The sequence below is a fragment of the Erwinia sp. L03-1 genome, assembly GCF_058686115.1.
The window spans coordinates 4269194-4288397 of the sequence record NZ_CM178762.1 but is presented as its reverse complement, the minus strand read 5'-3'; the positions used below and the strand labels follow the sequence as shown (position 1 = coordinate 4288397).

At 55.8% G+C, this 19204-nt stretch carries 11 protein-coding genes; 7 read left to right on the top strand and 4 right to left on the bottom strand.

Going from position 1 to position 19204, the window contains the following annotated elements; translation table 11 throughout:
- Positions 1–33 precede the first annotated feature (33 nt).
- Positions 34–993, top strand: coding sequence for an Rpn family recombination-promoting nuclease/putative transposase (locus AC4PCC_RS19670; RefSeq protein WP_492125645.1), 960 nt, complete (start codon positions 34–36; stop codon positions 991–993).
- 37 nt (positions 994–1030) lie between these two features.
- On the opposite strand, the gene AC4PCC_RS19665 is transcribed toward AC4PCC_RS19670, so the two are convergent.
- On the bottom strand, positions 1031–1933 hold the full coding sequence (locus AC4PCC_RS19665) for a LysR family transcriptional regulator (RefSeq protein WP_067704417.1): 903 nt from the start codon (positions 1931–1933) through the stop codon (positions 1031–1033).
- Positions 1934–2034: 101 nt separating this feature from the next.
- Here AC4PCC_RS19665 and AC4PCC_RS19660 point away from each other — a divergent pair, with 101 nt between their 5' ends.
- The 3 genes from AC4PCC_RS19660 to AC4PCC_RS19650 all read left to right on the top strand — a co-directional run bounded on the left by AC4PCC_RS19660 (position 2035) and on the right by AC4PCC_RS19650 (position 3881).
- Positions 2035–2463 carry a CidA/LrgA family protein gene (locus AC4PCC_RS19660; protein WP_492125644.1) on the top strand — a complete coding sequence of 143 codons (429 nt, stop codon included), beginning with the start codon at positions 2035–2037 and terminating at the stop codon, positions 2461–2463.
- A complete protein-coding gene (locus AC4PCC_RS19655; protein ID WP_492125643.1) occupies positions 2456–3154 on the top strand; it encodes an LrgB family protein in 699 nt (232 codons plus the stop codon). Before AC4PCC_RS19660 ends, AC4PCC_RS19655 begins: the two co-directional genes overlap by 8 nt.
- A 181-nt stretch (positions 3155–3335) precedes the next feature.
- Complete coding sequence (locus AC4PCC_RS19650) at positions 3336–3881, top strand: YfaZ family outer membrane protein (RefSeq protein WP_492125642.1); 546 nt, start codon at positions 3336–3338, stop codon at positions 3879–3881.
- Positions 3882–3929: 48 nt separating this feature from the next.
- Here AC4PCC_RS19650 and AC4PCC_RS19645 read toward each other — a convergent pair whose 3' ends face one another.
- The 3 genes from AC4PCC_RS19645 to acs all read right to left on the bottom strand — a co-directional run bounded on the left by AC4PCC_RS19645 (position 3930) and on the right by acs (position 8172).
- Positions 3930–5573 carry a cation acetate symporter gene (locus AC4PCC_RS19645; protein WP_492127577.1) on the bottom strand — a complete coding sequence of 548 codons (1644 nt, stop codon included), beginning with the start codon at positions 5571–5573 and terminating at the stop codon, positions 3930–3932.
- 20 nt (positions 5574–5593) lie between these two features.
- The gene (locus AC4PCC_RS19640; RefSeq protein WP_067704401.1) at positions 5594–5905 is read right to left on the bottom strand and encodes a DUF485 domain-containing protein; all 312 of its coding nucleotides are present in this window, start codon (positions 5903–5905) and stop codon (positions 5594–5596) included.
- A gap of 311 nt (positions 5906–6216) precedes the next feature.
- On the bottom strand, positions 6217–8172 hold the full coding sequence (gene acs, locus AC4PCC_RS19635; protein WP_492125641.1) for an acetate--CoA ligase: 1956 nt from the start codon (positions 8170–8172) through the stop codon (positions 6217–6219).
- 531 nt (positions 8173–8703) lie between these two features.
- Here acs and gltP point away from each other — a divergent pair.
- The 3 genes from gltP to AC4PCC_RS19620 all read left to right on the top strand — a co-directional run bounded on the left by gltP (position 8704) and on the right by AC4PCC_RS19620 (position 18681).
- Positions 8704–10008: a glutamate/aspartate:proton symporter GltP gene (gene gltP / locus AC4PCC_RS19630; protein WP_345829965.1), complete on the top strand. Its 1305-nt coding sequence runs from the start codon at positions 8704–8706 to the stop codon at positions 10006–10008.
- 879 nt (positions 10009–10887) lie between these two features.
- Positions 10888–16995, top strand: coding sequence for an autotransporter outer membrane beta-barrel domain-containing protein (locus AC4PCC_RS19625; RefSeq protein WP_492125640.1), 6108 nt, complete (start codon positions 10888–10890; stop codon positions 16993–16995).
- 141 nt (positions 16996–17136) lie between these two features.
- The gene (locus AC4PCC_RS19620; protein ID WP_492125639.1) at positions 17137–18681 is read left to right on the top strand and encodes a methyl-accepting chemotaxis protein; all 1545 of its coding nucleotides are present in this window, start codon (positions 17137–17139) and stop codon (positions 18679–18681) included.
- Positions 18682–19204: the final 523 nt, after the last annotated feature.

Below are 19204 nucleotides of genomic sequence, written 5' to 3'. Positions count from 1 at the left end.
CAGGATGACCATATAGAAAAAGAGGGTAATGACGTGTCGGAAAGGAATTCGAAGGGCGGGAAGAGAGTCACCCAGACGCCACACGATCTGGTGTTCAAGCAATTTCTTACTCATCCCGAAACCGCGCGGGATTTTATGCAGCTGCATTTGCCGACGGAGCTACAGGCGCTCTGCGACTTCAGTACCCTTAAGCTGGAGTCAGGAAGCTTTGTTGAGGAGAGCCTGCGCCCCTATTTCAGTGACGTCCTTTACAGCCTGAAAGCCAGCACCGGGGATGCCTGGATCCACGTTCTGATTGAACACCAGTCCACGCCTGATAAGCATATGGCCTTTCGGCTACTCCGCTATGCTGTGGCAGCCATGCAGCGCCATCTTGATGCCGGCAATAAGAAGCTGCCGCTGGTTATTCCGGTGCTGTTCTATACCGGCAGGCGGAGCCCCTATCCTTACTCCACCAGATGGCTGGACGACTTTGACAATCCTGTGCTGGCGCAGATTCTCTACAGCGGGAATTTCCCACTGGTCGATGTGACAATTATCGCTGATGACGACATCATGAATCACCGTAGTATGGCGGCCCTGACTCTGCTACAAAAGCATATTCACCAGCGTGATCTGACCTGCCTGCTTGACAGGCTGGCTACCGTTTTGCTGAAGGAGCACATGACAGGACAGCAGCTGGTTTCGCTGATAAACTATCTGTTACAGGCGGGTGAGACTTCAGATGCAGAGGCCTTTGTACGCGAACTGGCACAGCGGGTGCCGCAACATGAGGAGAAACTGATGACCATCGCACAACAGCTTGAACAAAAGGGCATTGAGAAGGGCATCGAAAAGGGTATTCAGCTCGGTGAGCAACGCGGTATTGAGAAAGGTGAACGTGAAGCCACCCTTAAAATTGCCCGCACCATGCTGCAGAATGGTATCGATCGCCCTACTATCGTTAAAATGACCGGCCTTTCAGAAGAAGTCCTGGCGCAGATCCGCCACTAAACGTCGTTTGGGTGGCCTTCACTGCAAATGAACCGGCTTAAACCGATAGCGTGGGCGCTTCACCCGGCCAAAACTCCCGGCAGCAAGCTATCCATGCCTGGGCGCTTTTTGACAGATAGCTCCCTTCCCGCCAGATCAGCCCCAGCTTCCAGACCAGCTCCGACTCCAGAGGCAGCCACAGCAGGTGGGTTTTATCCAGCCGCTGGCAGATAGGCTCCGGTAAAATCGCCACGCCCATTCCTGCCTGCACCATTGCTGCCAGAAAATCCCACTGACCGCTGCGCACCGCAATCTGCGGTGTAAAACCGCTGGCCTGAAAGGCGCGCATTAGCTGACGGTTAAGCGAAAACTCCTCGTTATAAATCAGGATCGGATGTCCGGCCAGTTCGGCAATGGGCATATGCGTCCGCCGCAGCCAGGCCTGGGTCCGCGGTACAAGGACGCAAAGTGGATGGCTCATCAGCGGCAGGGCGTTGAGCGGTAAATCGTCGGCGACCGGCAGCGCGGTCAGGGCAATATCGAGCGTGCCCGACAGAACGGCCTGCTGTACGGTCAGTCCACCAAATTCAGAAATCTTCAGCTCCACGCCGGGGTAGCGCTGGCGAAACGCGGAAATCGACCCCGCAATCTGCATGCCGACCATCGGAGGAATACCCAGCCGCAGTTCGCCGGTTTTCAGATCGTTAATGTCGCTAATTTCTGCCTCCAGCTGCTTAAACTCCTGAAGGATAGTGACACCACGCTGATAAACCGCCTGACCGGTATCGGTTAGATGCAGCTTGCGGCCCTCGCGGATCAGCAGCGTACAGCCCAGCTCATCCTCGAGCTGACGCAGCATTTTACTGATGGTGGGCTGGGTAACAAAAAGCTGCTCAGCCGCACGGGTAAAGCTTTGCTGGCGCACCACTTCCACAAAATAACGCAGGGCCCGAACGTCCATAAACATTCCTGTAAGGCATAGTTTGAATAATATTAAGTCATTTTTTTCACACTTTGATACCGCTTTATACTATTTCTCTACACCGTTCAGGAGAAATTATTATGGCGTTGGTCTCGCGCCCGTCGATATCCGGCAGATGGCAGTGGGTGCAGGTTCCGCTTCAGGTCGCGCTTTATGTCGCTTTTTTTCTACTGGCCGAACAGCTGGTGGACCGTCTGCATCTCCCCTTACCGGCGAATATCGTCGGTATGCTGCTGCTGCTGGCGTTGATTATGCTGCGCGTGCTGCCGTTAAACTGGGTGAGGGCCGGCTCGCGCTGGCTGCTGGCCGAGATGCTGCTGTTTTTTATACCCGCCGTGGTGGCAGTGGTGAACTATTCACAGCTGCTGCGCGTAGAGGGCTGGCGCATCATGCTGGTGATAGGCATCAGTACGCTGCTGGTATTGAGCGCTACCGCGCTGGTCGTGGATCGCGTGTACCGTTTCGAGATTTGGCTTGCCCAGCGCAGGCGGGAGAAGGGCGATGAGTGATTTTTTTATCAGCATGCTGTGTCTGGTGGCAACCGTACTCATATACCTGCTCAATAAGCGCCTGTATCGCCGCTGGCACAGGCTGTTACTAATGCCGCTGGTGATGACGCCGATGGTTTTGGTCGCCCTGCTGTTGCTCACCCATACCTCATGGCAGGACTATATTGGTGAGAGCCACTGGCTACTCTGGCTGCTGGGACCGGCAACGCTGGCATTTGCCGTGCCGGTGTACGAAAACAGGACGATTATTCGTCGTCACTGGCTCTCGCTCAGCGCGGGTGTCATTACCGCAACGTTGGTTGCCGTTTGCAGTTCAGTCTGGCTGGCCCGGCTGCTGACCCTGCCGGAGGCGATTCAGCGCAGCCTGGCCGTGCGTTCCATTACCACACCCTTTGCGCTGGCGGCAGCTAAGCAGATTGGTGGCCAGCCCGATTTGGTGGCGCTGTTTGTGGTGATTACCGGCGTGTTTGGTATGGCAACGGGCGATCTGCTGTTTATCCGGCTGGCGGTAAAACAGGGGATGGCGAAGGGTGCCGGTTTCGGTGCCGCCTCGCACGGTGCCGGTACGGCGCGGGCCTATGAGATTGGGCAGGAAGAGGGGGTAGTGGCAAGTCTGGTTATGATGCTTTCTGGCGTGGTGACGGTGATCCTCGCCCCCGTTATCGGCCATATTATGTGGGCCGCACTCTGACCGCTTGCGGGTGGCTTCTGTATTTGCGGCGGAGGTGAGCGCGCAGGTGCGTCAGAGGTCGGAGAGAGATGCGCGTAAAGTGTGCGCAGATAAGCGGATTTCTCATGTTATTCAGCCTGAAGTTGGTTTACTCTGCGAAGCCGCCGGTAAACGGCGTGAGTAAATTCATCAGGAGAATAAAATGAAAGCAGTGGCAACTCTTGCAGGCGCAGTGGCGATTTTCACCCTGGCAGGTCCGGCGCAGGCAATCGAAGGCGGCGTTGACGTCGGCGAGCATTACACTAACGTGCGCGTGGGAATGGGGACCACCTCGCCAGGCTTTGCGCTGTCAGGTAACTGGCTACGCAGCGATCACGACGGCAACGCTGAAAGCGTCGGTCTGGGCTATAACGTCGCGGTTGGCGACCTTTTTCTCTCCCCAACCGTGAAGGTTATGTCAACCAACCCTACCGACAGTAAGGATGGCTACGCCGTCGCGGTCGGTGGCAGCGCACAGTACGCGGTGACCAGAATGTTTAACGTTTTTGGCGAGTATTACTACTCCCCGGATGCATTCTCCAGCCATATTGATGACTATCAGGAAGCCTCGGCGGGCGTAAGTTTCCAGCCGATTTCGCTGGTGGACGTGCGCGTGGGCTATAAATATATGACCATGAACGGCAAAGATGGCCGTAAAGATAATGTGATTGCTGATGGTCCGTATGTCGGTGCAGCGCTGCATTTCTGATGAAAAAAAGGCGAATCTCGCGATTCGCCTCTCTTCCCCTCACTGGCGCTAATGCAGCTGGCCGTCGTCTATTCCTATCCCCGTTTGTGACCTGACAAACTGCGCCTTAAAGCGCAGACGCTCCTGTTTGCCCTCGGCTGAACTGTCCGTTACCGAGAACAGCCAGATGCCAATGAAGGCTACTGCCATGGAGAAAAGCGCAGGGTATTCATAGGGGAAAATCGCTTTACTGTGCCCCAGTACCTGAACCCACACCGTCGGGCCCAGGATCATCAGCACCACTGCCGTCAGCAGCCCCAGCCAGCCACCGATCATCGCCCCACGCGTTGTCAGCTTCGACCAGTACATCGACAGCAGGATGATCGGGAAATTACAGCTGGCGGCAACGGAGAAGGCCAGCCCCACCATAAAGGCAATATTCTGCTTCTCAAATAAAATGCCCAGCGCGATGGCAACGAAACCCAGCACTACCACGGTGATTTTGGACACTTTTAGCTCCTGCCGTTCCGTTGCCTGGCCCTTACGCACCACGCTGGCATACAGGTCATGCGACACGGCTGAGGCACCGGCCAGCGTCAGCCCTGAAACCACGGCCAGGATGGTGGCAAAGGCGACCGCAGAGATAAAGCCGAGAAACAGACTGCCGCCTACGGCATCCGCCAGATGTACCGCAGCCATATTATTCCCGCCAATCAGCGCGCCCGTGGCATCCTTAAACGCCGGATTCGCCCCGACCAGCAGGATGGCCCCGAAGCCGATAATAAAGGTAAGAATATAGAAATAGCCCATAAAGCCGGTAGCGTAGAACACGCTTTTCCTTGCCGCGCGCGCATCGCTGACGGTGAAAAAACGCATCAAAATATGCGGCAGACCGGCGGTGCCAAACATCAGCCCCAGGCCGAGCGACAGCGCTGAAATGGGGTCGTTAACCAGGCCGCCGGGCCGCATAATCGCGATGCCTTTTGGATGAACCGCAATGGCCTGTGTAAACAGATTATTAAAGCTGAAACCCACCGTTTTCATCACCATGATGGCCATAAAAGTGGCGCCAAACAGCAGCAGTACCGCTTTGATGATCTGTACCCAGGTGGTGGCCAGCATGCCGCCAAACAGCACGTAGAGCATCATCAGAATTCCGACCAGCACTACGGCAACATGATAGTTAAGCCCGAACAGCAGCTGAATAAGCTTACCTGCGCCTACCATCTGCGCAATCAGATACAGCGCCACCACCGCCAGCGATCCGCAGGCGGAGAGCGTACGAATCGGAAGCTGTTTCAGACGGTATGAGGCGACGTCGGCGAAGGTATAACGCCCCAGGTTACGCAGGCGTTCGGCGATCAGGAACAGGATAATGGGCCAGCCGACGAGGAACCCGAGCGAGTAAATCAGTCCGTCGTAGCCGGAGGTATAGACCAGCGCCGAGATCCCGAGGAACGAAGCCGCCGACATAAAGTCTCCGGCCATTGCCAGACCGTTCTGAAAGCCGGTGATATTGCCGCCAGCGGTATAATAATCACTGCGTGAGCGGGTGCGTTTTGCGGCCCACCAGGTAATCCCCAGCGTGGCGGCGACAAAGACGATGAACATCACGATGGCTTCATAGTTGACCGGTTGCCGCTCAACCGCACCGCTGAGCGTATCAGCCGACAGGGCAGAAAAGGTGGTCGGTAACAGCAGGGCAGGAAGCATGTACACCAGGGGGCATCGTTTCATCCCTTCACCTCTTTCAGCAGCTGACGCGTCAGGCGATCAAACTCGCCGTTAGCCCGCCAGACGTAAAGACCAGTGAGCAGGAAGGAGATAAGAATTAAACCGATACCGATGGGAATACCACGCGTCACGCTGGTACCCGCATAAAGCGGCGTGCCCAGCCAGCCCGGTGCAAAGGCGATCAGTAAAATAAAACCGACATAAAGGATAAGTACAATGGCGGTGAGCAGGGCGGCAAAGGTCTGGCGTTTTCTGACCAGCTCTTTAAAGCGCGCACTCTTCTCCATCCGTTGATAAATAACGTCATTCATCACAGTTTCTCCAGAGGGTATAGTGTGGCGGTCTTACCCAGTGCTGCCGGATAATGTCCGCCTCCGGAATGCTCTTTAATAATTATTGCGAACTAAATGACTGCGCGTAATATCGCTTTACGTTGTTGCGCACCCGGTTTGCGCCATGTCGGTTAATGTTATAATGCGTAAACCAGAAACTTTATTTATTCGGCTCTCAGCAACGGTCTGAAAATTAATGTGGGTTCTGAAAAGGTATGTTAAGGAATATTATGAGAGCCTCATGATAATAAAAATGAGGCTCTCGTATGCATGAATCTTCACCAGGGGGCTTAAGGCATTTTAATCGCCTGTTTTTCCTCTAGCAATTTATCCACTACGCCCGGATCGGCCAGCGTAGAGGTATCCCCCAGGTTACTGACATCACCGGCGGCGATTTTGCGTAATATCCGTCGCATAATTTTTCCCGAACGGGTTTTTGGCAGTGAATCCGTCCAGTGCAAAATATCCGGCGTGGCAATGGCGCCAATCTCCTTACGTACCCAGTTGCGGACTTCAGTATATAACTCCGGTGACGGTTCTTCACCGCTGTTAAGGGTAATATAGGCGTAGATCGCCTGACCCTTAATACTGTGAGGGATGCCAACAACGGCTGCTTCGGCTATTTTGGGATGGGCAACCAGCGCAGATTCAATCTCGGCCGTCCCCAGTCGGTGGCCGGAGACGTTAAGCACGTCGTCCACGCGGCCGGTTATCCAGTAGTAGCCGTCCTCATCGCGCCGTGCGCCGTCCCCGCTGAAGTACATGTTTTTAAAGGTAGAAAAATAGGTCTGCTCAAACCGGTCGTGATCGTTAAACAGCGTGCGGGCCTGACCAGGCCAGGAGTCGATAATGACCAGATTGCCTTCGCAGGCCCCTTCCTGCGCATTACCTTCGTTATCCACCAGCGCAGGCTGGACGCCAAAGAAGGGTTTAGTTGCCGAACCCGCCTTCAGCTCGGTGGCACCGGGCAGCGGGGCGATCATGAAGCCGCCGGTCTCCGTTTGCCACCAGGTATCGACAATGGGACAGCGGCCATCGCCAATTTTGTTGTAATACCACTCCCAGGCTTCCGGGTTGATGGGCTCGCCGACTGAACCGAGGATCCTCAGGCTGGTACGGTGGGTCCCGGCTATTGCCTTATCGCCCTCCGCCATCAGTGCACGGATAGCCGTTGGCGCCGTATACAGCAGCGTGACCTTATGTTTGTCCACCACCTCAGCCATGCGCGCTGGCGTTGGCCAGTTGGGTACGCCTTCAAACATCAGCGTGGTGGCACCACAGGCCAGGGGCCCATACAGCAGGTAGCTGTGCCCGGTGATCCAGCCCACGTCAGCGGTGCACCAGTACACATCTTCAGGGTGATAATCGAACACGTATTTAAAGGTGGCGGCGGCATAGACCAGGTAGCCGCCGGTGGTGTGCAGAACGCCTTTAGGTTTGCCGGTGGAACCCGAGGTATAAAGGATAAACAGGGGATCCTCAGCGTTCATCTCTTCCGGCTGGTGGTGGGCGCTGGCCTTATTCACCAGCTCATGCCACCAGATATCCCGGCCGTTTTCCCAGCCCGATTCCACACCCGTGCGGCGGAAAACCACAACGTTGGTGACTGACGTGACTTTCGGGTTCGCCAGCGCAAGGTCGACGTTCTTTTTCAGCGGGATGGTACGTCCGGCGCGGAGACCTTCGTCTGCGGTAACGACCAGTCTGGCATTGGAATCAATAATGCGGCCAGCAACCGCGTCCGGTGAAAAGCCACCAAAGATGACGGAGTGCACCGCGCCAATGCGCGCGCAGGCGAGCATGGCGATAGCGGCCTCGGGCACCATTGGCATATAGATGGCGACCACATCGCCCTTTTTAACCTCCAGCTCCTTCAGCGCGTTGGCGAAGCGGCAGACTTCACGATGCAGCTCGCGGAAGGTCAGCGTTTTGCTTTCACTGGCGTCATCGCCTTCCCAAACGATCGCCGGATGGTCACCCCGGCTGTGCAGATGGCGATCAAGGCAGTTGGCAGCAAGGTTCAGCGTACCGTCTTCAAACCAGCGGATATCGATATTACCCGGCGCAAACGAGGTGTTTTTCACGCGGGTATAAGGCTTAATCCAGTCGAGGATCTGGCCCTGTTCCCCCCAGAAGGCATCCGGGTCCTGTACCGATAGCTGGTACATTGACTGATACTGTTGGGCATTAATCAGGGTGTGCTCCGCAATGCTGGCGGGGACGGGATGTCTGTATTGTTGGCTCATGGCTGATCTCCTTGAAGTTGTTAATACTATGTCAACCAAAGGTTAAATGGGGTATGGCGCGTGGCTTTGTTTTCTTTTTGCGCGACAGATCACGTCATAGCGCCCTTAATAAGAATAAGGGCATTAATGACCTTAAGTCAGCGGCTTAAAAGGGCGTAAGCAGTCGCTTAAGTCATTTCATAACGAAACTCACCGTGTAATTTTTAGTCAATTAAATCCGGCGATGCACAGCGGGCAAAGACCTGATTTGCATACCTATGCGTAATGCGTTCGCAATATTGCCAATTATAACAACAGGTTAAATTTTTGGGCCCGTTCCAGAGCTTTATCCTGTCAGGTGCTAATAAAGTAGCCACAATTCACGCAGGCTTGCATTTGTACCAGTGAAAATGGTACTTATCATCTGCCTGAAAATCAGGTATCAACCATCCCATATCCGTGAATTAGCCGACTTCGGCAAAGCCTCCCTTGAGCGTGATTCATTCCGCAGTCCACCGCGGAGAGCGGGTTTTGTTAAGGAAAAGATAAGTTATGAAAGCTGCTAAATTCAGCCTGGCCTGGCAAATATTGACGGCGCTGGCCCTGGGGATCATCGTTGGCGCGATACTGCATAACCAACCCTCCGACCGTGAATGGTTAATCACCAATATCCTCAGTCCGGCCGGTGATATCTTTATTCATCTGATCAAGATGATTGTTGTACCTATCGTTATCTCTACCCTGATTGTAGGCATTGCCGGCGTGGGTGATGCGAAAAAACTGGGACGTATCGGTGTAAAAACCATCGTCTACTTTGAAGTGATTACCACCATTGCCATTGTGGTAGGTATTACCCTGGCGAACGTGTTTCAACCCGGCTACGGCATTGATATGTCGACGCTGGCAACGGTGGATATCTCTAAGTATGAAGCGACAACGGCGCAGGTGCAGGGTGGGGCACACAGTCTGGTCACCACCATCCTTTCGCTTATCCCGCAGAATATTTTTGCTGCAATAGCGAAAGGTGACATGCTGCCGATTATCTTCTTCTCGGTACTGTTTGGACTGGGGCTCTCTTCGCTGCCGTCTGAACACCGCGACCCGCTGCTGAAGGTGTTCCGCTCGACCTCTGAAGCCATGTTCAAGGTAACGCATATGATTATGCGCTATGCGCCGATTGGCGTCTTCGCGCTGATCTCCGTGACCATTGCTAACTTCGGCTTTGCCTCGCTGTGGCCGCTGGCTAAGCTGGTTATTCTGGTTTACGCGGCGATCCTCTTTTTCGCCTTTGTGGTACTGGGTACGGTTGCCCGCATCTGTAAGCTGCGTATTACCACCCTGATACGCATCCTGAAAGAGGAGCTGATCCTGGCGTACTCGACCTCCAGCTCTGAAACCGTGCTGCCGCGCATTATGGAGAAGATGGAGGCCTACGGCGCGCCCAAGTCGATTTGCAGCTTTGTCGTCCCTACCGGCTACTCGTTTAATCTGGACGGTTCCACGCTCTATCAGAGTATTGCTGCGATATTTATTGCCCAGCTGTATGGCATTAACCTGTCCATCGGTCAGGAGATCGTTCTGGTACTGACCCTGATGGTGACATCTAAAGGTATCGCCGGCGTGCCTGGCGTCTCCTTTGTGGTCCTGCTGGCGACGCTGGGCAGCGTGGGCATTCCGCTGGAGGGGCTGGCGTTTATTGCTGGTGTCGACCGTATTATGGATATGGCGCGTACAGCCCTTAACGTCATTGGCAACGCACTGGCAGTGCTGGTTATCGCCAAGTGGGAGCACCAGTTTGACTCAAAGCGGGCCGTTGCTTATGAAGCAAAAATGAAGCATGTGGCGTTGAATCCTTAACACCTGGCCTGCCCGGGAGCAACACGGCGTGGGGCGTCAGGCAGTTAACGCTGCGACGGCCCACGCTGGCCCGCTCCATCCGTTATCTTTTAACCTCAATATGCGAGCGTAAGCGGCGTATCCTAAAGAGTACGATGGCAGCGGCGGGAAAGGCTGGTGCTATAACGTCGGCGTAAAGTGGATCTTCTAAACCGAAATACGTTATTCCATCGGAATAGATTCTTTCTCAGGGCTGGCTGCGGTCAGCCCATTATTCCATAAACGCTGGCGCTATGGACGGTGGCAACCCTTGAATGAATTTCCTGTCTCACCCACGGGGGGAATTGACTCCCTTATTTTTTTCCGCACACCCACTCTTTTTTTTAGCAGGAAAACCTGCCTCGCTCACTCCTTCCTTTTCGGTTTATGCTCAGGATAAAAAAATCCCGAAGTGGCTGTATTTACAATGAAATAAAGTAGCCCGTTTATATAGCCTGTCCGGCCGCCGTGGTGATAACTTCCGGTAATATTGTATTACTTAAGTAATTTCTCATCGCGGAACTGTAGCGCAACATAATTTATCTTTGCAATTAAACTGCAAGCTGACTATATCTTCTGATATTGGCTTTTTTATCTATAAATCAGCATGTTTTAACTGGTGTGAAAAAAGATCCAGATGTTTTTATAAAAATATTACGGGTTAATTATTTTTAACTTAACTTAATGAGATTTTCAGGGCCGGACGATCCCAAAGGGAATTGCACCCAATTATTATTAATCCCGAGCCTTTGCCGGGCGGTATAGTTATAGCTGAAAAAAGGTTATTCCTTTACCTTCCAGTGGTGTTATTACTATTCCCGCTAATAGCAGGGGGGTGGCCTGTTATTACCCGGAGGAAATATGTCTTTCAGATTAAGCACGATAACGCTGGGGTTATTTTCCGCGCAGATATTTATCATCTCCTGCGATCCGCTTTACGCTGAAGTCTTACAGGAATTTAATCCTGCCGATAATGATAATCGGGTCGGGGCGATAGGGGTAAGTGATGGTACTGCCCATGTGCTGACCGGTAATCAGCGTTTTACGCCCGGCGTGAATGGCGCGCAGTCAACGCCACTCTCTTCTCTGGCCGAGTCTGGCCGCATCGTGGGCGGAAGTGAGCTGATTGGTGCTGAGCGGCTGGATCCCGGCCCGAGGAACTTTGGCATTACCATCCCCGATGCCACCACCGGCGGCAATACGACTTTCCAGGTCTATAACCCCGATCGGCTGGTTGCGTTGCCGCCCGTGTCGTCGGCCACGTCGGTGCCGGATATCGTTAACGTGGGGGATGCACAATATATTAACGCTCGGGTTGCCTCGGTTAACAATGGCAGTCTGGATGTCGATATTGGGGAGCAGGGCGTATCCCCGACCGCCAGTACCAACGGCTGGAGTATGGCGGCCAAGCAAACGACCCTGTTCGATGCCAATGGCAGCACAGATAACGCCACCATTGGCTGGCTTTCGCAGAACCGTATCACCTTCTCTGCGGCGGCGGCTGACCCTGCCGTTCCCGGAACCTATCTTGTCACCGACGTGGCCACCTACAATGGCACTTTCAGCATAAGCACGCTCGATGGCAAGAGTGCTAATTTTAACGTCACCGACGCGGTCAGCTTAAAGCGCTACAATGACTGGCTTATCAGCCAGCTAAGGGCTGGTAATCTTAGCACCTCAAACTATCTGACGGCGTTCAATAAAGCCTTTTCAACCGCGAGCCAAAATATCTCCTACACCATCAGCGCGGACGACCCGGCTGATGATGTGGCGCAGCCGGTGGGCGAACGCGTGGTCATTAACGCCAGCGGCGCCAGTGCCAGGGTAAATATCGCCTCTTCCGCCCGGCTGGAAGTAGTTGGGGCAAACGGGGGCGCGATACGGGCAACAAACGGAGCCAGCGTAGATAATCAGGGCAAGGTCGCCAGCGTGGGAGGATTGGGGCAGGATAGTGCGGCCATTAATCTGGACGCCAGCAGCGGCACCAATAACGGCGTGATCAACGGCAACTTTCTGAACAAAATTGATGGCACCGGCGTCGCAACAACGGGATATAACGCCAATGGGGTCAACGTAGCCTCTGGCAGCACTTTTGATAATAACGGTATTATTAACTTCGCCTCCACCGGGAATCCTGCGGGCGGCTATACGGCAGGCATCAACCTGACCGGTGCCTCCAGCGCAAATAATTTTGGCAATATCAACGTTGGCGTGAATGGCTCAAGCGCCAGCGGCACCACATCCGGCGTCGCCGTAGATAACGACTCCCGCTTTACCAATGAAAGCAGTGGGCTAATCGTCATTGGTCGGGGGGCGCAAAATAGCCTGACGGAGAGCGTTGCCGACACGGCCGTTAATCAGAGCGAAACCACCAGCGGTATTTCCCTTACCGGTAACGGCACCGCCGTCAATAACGGTCATATTGTGATTGGCAGCCGGGTTCAGAATGCTGCCGGGCTGCTGGCAACGGGCGGTGCGAATGCTACCCTCGTTAATAATGGCATCATTGATGTTAACGGCGCAGCCGTTAGCGTGCCGCGTGAAAACGTCGGGCTGGACGTGGTAAATGCCGGGGCAAACGGCGGCATCAACAATGCAGGCACCATCAATCTTAACGGCGTAAACGCTACCGGGATGAAGGTCCTGGCGACCGACGGCCAGCAGGCTTCCGCCGCCTCGACCGGGACGATTAACGTTGCGGGTGGTGCGGACCCCGCCAGCGGTACGAGGAATTTTGGCGTATGGGTCGAAGGGCAGGATAGCGCAGCGGCTACCGCCAGCATTGACGGACCGATCAACCTTTCGGGCATCGGGGCGATTGGCGTTCATGCCAGAGGAAATGCGACCGTTAATGTTAACAGCGCAGCCGTGCCCAGCTTCAGCGAGGGCAGTAGCCAGATAGCGTTTTTTGCTTATGGTCCCAGTGCGAAAATCAACGTCATCGGCAACAGTGACTTTGATGTCACCACCACCGACTCCACCCTATTCCGCCTGGAGCAGGGGGCTGATTTCGACGGCAGCGGGCTGTCGCTGACCGCCTCCGGTGAGCGCTCAGTTGGGGTGCTGGGCACCGGGACGACCGGTACCGAGGTGAATACGCGAGATGCTAATCTGCTGGTGTCCGGCACCGGGGCGACCGGGTTAATCGTTGAGGGGGGGGCGAAGGGAACACTGGATGCGGCAACCCAAATCTCCCTCACGGGCGTTGGCTCGGTGGGGGCAATTGCGGATGGGCAGAAACATACCTTAGCGGGTAAAAACAGTGGCACGGCCCGCGCTGACACTTCTCTGACCTCCAGTGCTGCACTGACATCCTCGCAAAATGGGCTGACCGGGCTGATTGCCCGTAACCGCGCCCAGCTCAACAACAGCGGAAATATTACCTTTACCGGCACGGGCGCAACCGGAATGCTGATCGAGAGCGGGGCGGCCGGCATTAATAGTGGAACGATAGCGATAAACGATGGCGGAACCGGGATTCAGGTCAACGGCACCACCAGCCAGACGACGACGGTCAGCAATGCAGGCACAATTAACATCGAAGGTGGCAGCCTGACCTCACGTACGCGGGGCGTCAGCGCGTCCGGCCAAAGCGCCACCGCCACGCTGACCGGCGCACTGAATATGAATGGTCCGGGTGCCATCGGTGCCGAAGCGCTCAATGGCGCGCGCGTGAATGTCGCCTCAACCGCGACGCCCAGCTTTAACAACAGCGATCAGATTGCCTGGCATGCCGCCGGGGCAGGATCGGTCATCAACAGCGCCGACAGCGCCAGCAACGTCCCCACCGATCGCTCAACGCTCTACCGTATTGATGATGCCGCCTCGCTCAATTTTACCTCCCCCGCCAGTATCACCCTGAGCGGAGCCGATACCACCGGCGTTATCGCCTCCGGCCCGGACAGCCTGTTTGCTGGCGGCAGCAGCCAGTTTATCGCTAACGGCTCGGGTGCAACCGCGCTGAGGGTGGAAGGGGGCGCAGGCGGCACGCTGGATAACGGCAGCGCTATCACCCTGAATGGTAATAACAGCGTTGGCGTGCTGGTGAACAATCTGCGAACCGATCTGAGCAATGTCCTTAACGGCTCGGCGGCCGATACGCGGGTGAGCAGCGGTGCCAGCCTGACGGGCAGCGGCCAGAATGCCGTTGGTTATGACGTCGCCAATGGCGCAGCGCTGGTGAATCAGGGCAGCGTGGCGCTGTCCGGTGCCAACAGTATCGGGATACGCAGCCGCAGCGGCAGCACGATTAGCAATAATGGCAGGGTTAACGTTGCGCAGGGCACGGGGCTGGATATCAGCGGTAACGGCACGTCGACGGCGAGAGGCGGGGCGATTAACGTCAATGACGGTGTGGCAGGCGTACGTATCAGTGACGGCGCGCAGCTCTCACTCGCCGGTAGCGATACCCGCATTACCACTTCAGGAACGGCGCATGGCATTCTTCTCGATAGCGGTGCGGTCGGGCTTAACGCCAGCGATGCCACGGTTAGCGTTAACGGCAGCGGCAGCGGCATTGAAAACCGCGCGGAAATCGCAAACGTCAGGTTGAATAATGTCACCCTCAACAGCGCAGATGGCAGCGGTATCCGCACGGCAGTCCCTTTCGATCCGGCCTCAACCGTTACCACCAACGTCAACGGTAGCGGAGTCGGTCTGAACTTTACCCAGGCCAGCGGTGCGGCTGCCAGGGATGATCTTATCCTGGGCAGTGGCTACCAGTTTAACGTTGGTGGGGCGGGCGGCACCGGGATAGTTGCCAACACGACAGGAAACGTCAGAACCGCCGCGAACGTGAACATTACCAGCAGCAGCGGGGGCTCGGCCCTGGTGGCCGCCAGGCCAGGCTATGTGCTGAATACGGGCACATTTGTCTCGGCCAGCACCCTTGCGCCCGTGGTGGATCTACGGGGAGGTACCACCCTTTTTGAGAATCTGGGGACTATTACCGCCACCTCTCCGCTGGGCCAGGCCGTGGCAGGCAGCAATGCTGATGATGTGATCCTACTGGAAGCGGGCGACGTCATCGGAGACGTCAACACCGGCGGGGGGAGCGATAACCTGAGCTGGACCGGGGGCACGCTCAACGGCAGCATTACGCTGGGAAATGGGGTTAACAACCGGGCATTGATTAACCACGTTGCGCTGGATCGGACGCGGCATATTACTGACGAGGGAGGCACCGAAGGCATGCTGACGTTGCAGAGCATCAGTTCGCGCGGAGGGTCGTTCAGCGCCGACGATCTGAGCAGAGGGGTAAACCTGGGCAGCGGCTGGAGTACCATCAACTTCTACGATACGCAGTGGGAGCTGACCGATAATCTCAGGCTGGCGCACAGCACCGTTAATATCGGTCCCGGCTCCACGCTTTATGCAGGGAATGACGTCCATCCGGTGATAGCCGGCGGCAGCGATAATTCGGTCACGGTCAACAATGCAGGCACGATTGATTTGACGAACGGCAGCGGTACAGCGGGTAACGACCTGACCATAGAGGGAAACCTTGCCTCCCAGGAGGGGAGCGTGAGGCTTAACACCCTGGTCAATGAGGGCGGTGCACTGAGTAATCAGTTCACTGACCATCTTCAGGTGGAAGGCAATGCCACGGGCACGACGCTGCTGGAGGTTGTCCCCACGGCGCTGAGTAACGCCAATCTGACCGACCTTAATCACAGCGGCACCATTGAGGGCTATGAGGGGATATCGCTGGCGCAGGTAGCCGGGAATGCCAGCCCCAACAGCTTTGCACTCAAGGGGGGCTACCTGGCGCTGGGGCCATGGAGCTACCAGCTATACAGCTTTGCGCCGGGAAGCAGTGACGCGTTTCAGCGGCGCGTAGCCGGGGGAAGTGATAATCAGTTTTGGGATTATCGGCTGGCTAACGGCTATATCTGTAAAAACGGCGAGTCCTGTATCCCGCCTACGGAGGTCTCCCCCGTCTCGCCGGATCTGTGCGTGGTCAATGGGGTGAATCGCTGTGCGCCAGGCCGACCCGCCGTGGTGCCCCAGGTACCCGCATACATTTCAGTGCCGGTAGGCCTCGCGTACTATACGACGGCGATTCTGGATGATTTACACAAGCGTCTGGGCGAGCTGCGCCAGCAGTCAGCGCAGCCGGACGGCAGCGGCGGGGAGATGTTCCTGCGCTATACCGGGTCGAATATGACCTATAAAACCAGCCAGTCCTTCCGTGATTTCGGCTACGACGTGGATATCGACTACAGCGCGATGCAGATTGGCGGCAACCTGCTGCGGTTTGACGGGGTCAGCGACAGCCTGCGCGGCGGGGTGGCCTATACGCGGGGTAACACGCGGCTTCGCCCGCATGCCGCAGACGGCTACAGCAGCACCACCTTCGACAGCGACAGCGTGGCCCTGTACGGCACCTGGCAGCGCGATAACGGGTTCTATCTCGACGGTGCGCTCTCGTACGACTGGCACCGTGGTGAGACCGATATAGCCCGTCAGAAAGCGGTAGCGAAGCTGAAAGGCAAAGGCTGGACCGCCTCGCTGGAGAGTGGCTGGCCAGTTGAATTTGCCAATGGCGTGCGGCTGGAGCCACAGGCGCAGCTGATGGTCCTGCACCTGGCCATGGACAGCCTCACCGATAAGGATAATCTGACGGTCAGTTACCCCGATTATCATCTGACCACCGGACGGCTGGGGGCCAGGCTGGATCGTACCTGGACGGACGACAGTCAACGGCAATACACCCCTTATCTGCGGGCCAACTACCTGAAAGGCTGGGGCGGCGACGGGAAAACCACCATTGGCACCAGAGGCTATGAGGATATCAGCCACACCTTCAGCGGTGGGAAATATGGTCAGATGTGGGAGCTGGGGCTGGGTGGCACCACCCGTTTTAAAAACGACGTCTCAATGTATGCGGAAGCGGACTACCGCAAAGCGATCGATGGCAACGGTGGGAAAGGCTGGCGCTATAGCATGGGCGTAAGATGGGCGTTCTGAGTCTGCTGCGCGGGCTGAGTAAAGCCAGCCCGCAAAATGGCGTTTACAGGCTAAAGATCCGCTCATTCCCGCCGAAAATAATAAAAAATAATAATCATTTAATTCAAGCTCAGTCCTGCCACTGCTTCAAGGACCCATCGCATGCGAACCAATCTACCCGTAACCCAGCAGGAATATCCTTTTGACGACAGCGCGACGCTGATGTCGACCACGGATACCCAAAGCCACATCACCTACGCTAATGATGCGTTCATCGCGGTTAGCGGCTTCGAGCCTGATGAGATTAACGGGCAGCCTCATAATACCGTGCGCCACCCGGATATGCCGCCGGAAGCCTTTGCTGATATGTGGGCGACGCTGAAGCAGGGTGAACCCTGGACGGCGCTGGTCAAAAATCGCCGTAAAAATGGCGATCACTACTGGGTCAGGGCAAATGCGATTCCGGTGGTGCGTGAAGGGAAGGTGCAGGGCTATATGTCTGTGCGAACCAAACCGGGCGCAGAAGAGATTCAAAAAACCGAACGGCTCTACCGCGAATTCCGCGAGGGGAAGCGTAAGGGCTGGCACTTCCATAAGGGCTTGCTGGTGCGCACCGGTCTGCTGAAGTGGACCTCAATTTTTAAAACCCTGCCGCTGCGCTGGCGTATCCGGACTACTTTGGCCGCCATCCTGCCATTCACCCTGGCGGGCGCCTGGGCGCTGGGTATGGCCGCGCAGCCACTGGGCCTCTTTGCGGGTATCATGGCCGTGTTGCTGTTTATGGCCTGCGCCTGGCTGGAGCAGCAGGTCTCCCGCCCGATCGAACGCGTTTGCCAGCAGGCGCTTCAGGTAGCGACCGGCGCCAGTCATAAGGTCGATCAGCTTGACCGGGTGGACGAGGTGGGCACCACGCTGCGTGCCGTCGGCCAGCTGGGACTGATGTTTCGCTGGCTGGTGGATGATATCAGTGGGCAGGCCGTAAACGTCCTCAGCGGCAGCGATGCCATCGCGCAGGGGAATAACGATCTCAGCCGCCGTACCGAACAGGCGGCAGCAAACGTACAGCAGACCGCCGCAACGATGAATGAAATGACCGCGACGGTGAGAAGCAATACCGAAACCGCCAGGCAGGTGGATACCCTGTCGCAAAGTACCCGGGATGCGGCGATGCAGGGCGGGCAGGCCATGAATGACATGGTGGATATGATGGATGAGATCGCCCTCAGCTCACAGAAAATCGCCAGCATAACCAGCGTCATCGACGGTATTGCCTTTCAGACGAATATTCTGGCGCTCAATGCCGCAGTAGAGGCCGCCCGCGCCGGGGAAGAGGGCAAAGGCTTTGCCGTGGTCGCAGGGGAAGTACGCAGCCTGGCCCAGCGCAGTGCAAAGGCCGCCAGTGAAATTAAGGCTCTGGTTGAAAACAGTACGGCTAAGGTCCAGTCCGGCAGTCAGCATGTCAACGATGCCGGAAAGACGATGGAAGCGATCGTTTCCCAGGTGCAGAACGTCACCGCGCTGGTTGCTCAGATTAGCGCGGCTACCGCTGAACAGGCGACTGCCCTCAGCGAGGTCAGCCTGGCGGTGGAAGATCTGGATAATATTACCCATCAAAATGCGGCAAGGGTCGAAGAGGGTGCCCAGGCGTCGGATCGTATGGCGCGGCAGGCCACCAGGCTGGTTGAGGCGATCAGCGTATTTCGTTAACCGTCTGGTCAGTGCTGCTCTGGCTTGCCTCCGAAGCCTGCGCGTAGCTGTCATTCGCTGACCTGTCGGTCAGCGCCTTTTCCGCTCACTGAAGCCACAAAAAAAAGCAGACCTCTCGGTCTGCTCTCGGGAACGCCCTGGTGTTGGCGTGATAGAAACTGAATCAGGGTGCCTCGCGGCGGTCAGAGGCTGTCACCTCTGACCGATACTTTAATCACGTGCGTTTATTCTGTCCGACACTTATGCACCAGAAAACCCATTATTTTTAAATTATTTAGTCATCTCATGCAGCTGATTTATTAGCAAAATGTGATTGTTCCTGCAAAGAATGCGTTATCAGACACGCTTTAAGCGCCTACAGCATTAATAGTAGTTTTTTTTAAATAATTTTCCGCTTTTTAATTCTAAATGGGCAGATTAAAGCGCGCTCTTTGCCTGAAATGAGCCTGCTGCGTGAGCATTGATGAGGCTGCAAGATATTATGCTAAATAATGCATGATACGAAATAGAAATAATTAGCTGT